Here is a 2,719-nt window from a genome sequence, read left to right as displayed (position 1 = left end):
ACAGAAACGACATCGCCGACATGGACGTCAAACTTGTCTATATTATCTTGTCCAAAAGTTTCTAACACCCAAACTTCTGGGTATTGTTGACTCTGTTCCTCAACGACCCACTGCTGTGAAGCCCATTTACCTCGTTGACTCTCTCCTGTTCTGGTTTCGCCAATGGCAATAACCTTTCCAATGCATTGTGACATAAATTCTTGATTTTAATGATTACTTGTATTTATTATGTAAAAGCTCTTCAGCTATCTGTTCTTCTGCTGATCCGTTTTCAAAAACAAAATCTATAGGGTAAAAAGCAATTACCGTTTTTTGAATATTGAAACCCAACCTTCGTGCATCATCTTCTATAGTGTTATGACGTCTTGTTTCTTCATCTATAAAAACATCTATACCATTACGTTCCACAATATATCTGCATCGTTTGAGTCTATCCCTCATGTGATACTTCTGTTTATTGGGATAGACTTTTATCTTTGTTCTTGGGGCCAATCCAAAAACAGCACGAGCACGCTCTTTCTTTATTATACGCTTACGTGTTTCTGACATAATCTTACCTGTATCTTGTTTACTTCTTTTTTTATACCCCTTGCTAGCTGCATTATTAATAATATTGCTAACAGATGATAAGGAAATACTCAGCATTTCGGCAACAAACCGATAGGAGTTTGTTTTTGACATCTTTAGTACGTCCTTCTCTAAAGATGGTATGATTTTCCTTTTGACGCAACCTTTATTTAATCCCAATTCGTGAGCTTTCTTCTTGATAGAAGATATCGAAATGTCAAGTTGTTCTGACAACCTACGATTAGTAATAAAGGCAAAATTTTCTATTAGGAATTGTTCATTCTCATTATTCCAGATAGTTGCAGTTCTACTCATATTCTTTTCTTTCTATTATAGTCGTAATCAAGCTATCTGTTGTAGCTTGAGAATTAACGTTATAAGTTGATTCTACGTTTTGCTGATACAATTGCTTTCCTTGTTCATATAGATGTTCCACTTCGTTACGTGAGGTTGATAGCATAGTTGCCCATGTAACTACAGCGACTGATATCACTAAACCCCATCTCACAATAAATGACAGAAGTAGTTTGCTTATATGGTTGAAATTGTATATAGACATTCTAAGACCCTATAACAATGGTTTCTCAACTTTCCTATATTGATTAAATTCCTTCTTATAGTGTAAGATGAAACTACGAAGAATAGCATTGACTACAGTCTGAGTGGAATACCCTTCAACAATATATCGTTTGAATGTTGCTAGAATATCTTTGTCAATCTTGCAAAAGCTTGTGACTCCATCTTTCCCTACAGTTTTAGGAAGTTGTTCTTCGTAAACACATTGTTTACAAAATGAAGTCCATAATTCATCACCAACAATTGTAGAATCATTAATGTTTTGATTCTTTACATTCAATTTGTCTTTTTTCTTTGTTTGCGAAGGAACTGCATTCGTAATAGATAAGTTTCCTTCTTTATTTTCTCCCTGCTTATTAGTGACTTCTGTTTGTCCATGAATATCTCGTAACATCCCTTCAAGGGTGTCTGGTAGTTGCATCATAGATGATGCTGATTCTGCTATATCTGATTTATACTTTGTCATTGTCTTCAATATTATATATGGTTCTATAAATGAAATCAAAGCATTGCTTTGTAAGTTTATTGGCATTATCACTATTATTTATCGTATTATAGCGTTGTAAATCTACATAATTGCCAATACGAGGTGCAAGAATACCAAACTTCATCAAGTACTCATCTACCAGCTTCCATGCTTTCTTCTCGTTCCCTATACCAACACGTACATCAAACTTATTACAGATAAATATGAATTTTGCTTTAATCTGAGGATTTGCTAATCTTAGGCGAAGAACAGCAAGGGTGAAAGCACGTGTAGAGTCAAGAGTGTTAAGGTCGTAGTAATATGGACAGATAATGTAATCTGCATTCATTAATAACTCTAACATTCCTTCTTGAGTTAAACTGCCAGGAGTGTCAATAATAGTTGTACCAGGCAATGTCTTCAGTTCCTGCATTATAAGTCGTGTGCTTGTAGGACTCTTAATAGTTACTGATTGTACTTTATATGGTACATTCTTTTCTCTCCGAAGGTCATCTTTTCTACGATTAGAATAGGTTTGTTGAGGATCAGCATCTACTACAAGTAGTGGTACTTCACGAATAACAGATAGATAATTAGAAAACAAACCGCAAAGAGTAGTCTTTCCAACACCACCTTTCTGATTAGCAAAGAGAATAATCTTATTATCTTTTACACTATCTGGAATTGTTTGCTTTGATTGTTTTTTCATACCTCACCTCCTAATTTAGAAAATACAACCACAACCTTATTACAAGAGATAGAGCGATACAAAGCCTGTGACGCAGATATAGACAAGTATCTTGTCATAGCTGCAATTACAAAATAAAACTTCTTCATTTTACCATATTTTAAATACACGTTACATTTTCTATGTGTCCCTGAAGGACATGATTGTTGCGGTTTTAAAGAAAACCTGCTAAAACAACAATCTCCATAGTTTGGAAGGTCACTTGAGCTATAGCCCATTGGAGAGGGACCCCATAACATGTAATTCGCTGACAACAGTACAAGTCTGCCTTTACACCCAAACAACAGGGGTCAGCAATGAAATATGATATTGCAAAAATAGCAATAATTACGTAACTACACAAGATTTTTGTAATTATTTTA

General features: G+C 34.7%; 5 protein-coding genes. All 5 read right to left on the bottom strand.

Going from position 1 to position 2,719, the window contains the following annotated elements; translation table 11 throughout:
- On the bottom strand, positions 1-194 hold a 194-nt coding region (locus tag HMPREF9420_RS12320), incomplete at its 3' end, for a DUF3127 domain-containing protein (RefSeq protein ID WP_007136062.1).
- Positions 195-213: 19 nt separating this feature from the next.
- On the bottom strand, positions 214-882 hold the full coding sequence (locus tag HMPREF9420_RS12315; protein WP_007136061.1) for a hypothetical protein: 669 nt from the start codon (positions 880-882) through the stop codon (positions 214-216).
- 253 nt (positions 883-1,135) lie between these two features.
- On the bottom strand, positions 1,136-1,609 hold the full coding sequence (locus HMPREF9420_RS12305) for a zinc-finger domain-containing protein (protein ID WP_007136059.1): 474 nt from the start codon (positions 1,607-1,609) through the stop codon (positions 1,136-1,138).
- Positions 1,596-2,318, bottom strand: a complete 723-nt coding sequence (locus tag HMPREF9420_RS12300) for a ParA family protein (protein WP_007136058.1) — start codon at positions 2,316-2,318, stop codon at positions 1,596-1,598. Before HMPREF9420_RS12300 ends, HMPREF9420_RS12305 begins: the two co-directional genes overlap by 14 nt.
- Positions 2,319-2,511: 193 nt before the next feature.
- Positions 2,512-2,719: hypothetical protein (locus tag HMPREF9420_RS14445; protein ID WP_211207520.1), on the bottom strand; the 208-nt coding region annotated here is incomplete at its 5' end.

This window comes from Segatella salivae DSM 15606 (assembly GCF_000185845.1).
Classification (GTDB): Bacteria; Bacteroidota; Bacteroidia; order Bacteroidales; family Bacteroidaceae; genus Prevotella; species Prevotella salivae.
This window is presented reverse-complemented; position numbering and strand designations above follow the sequence as displayed.

Coding starts and splice junctions, on each gene's coding strand:
- HMPREF9420_RS12315 (WP_007136061.1), bottom strand. CDS start 882: ATGAGTAGAACTGCAACTATCTGGAATAATGAGAATGAACAATTCCTA.
- HMPREF9420_RS12305 (WP_007136059.1), bottom strand. CDS start 1,609: ATGACAAAGTATAAATCAGATATAGCAGAATCAGCATCATCTATGATG.
- HMPREF9420_RS12300 (WP_007136058.1), bottom strand. CDS start 2,318: ATGAAAAAACAATCAAAGCAAACAATTCCAGATAGTGTAAAAGATAAT.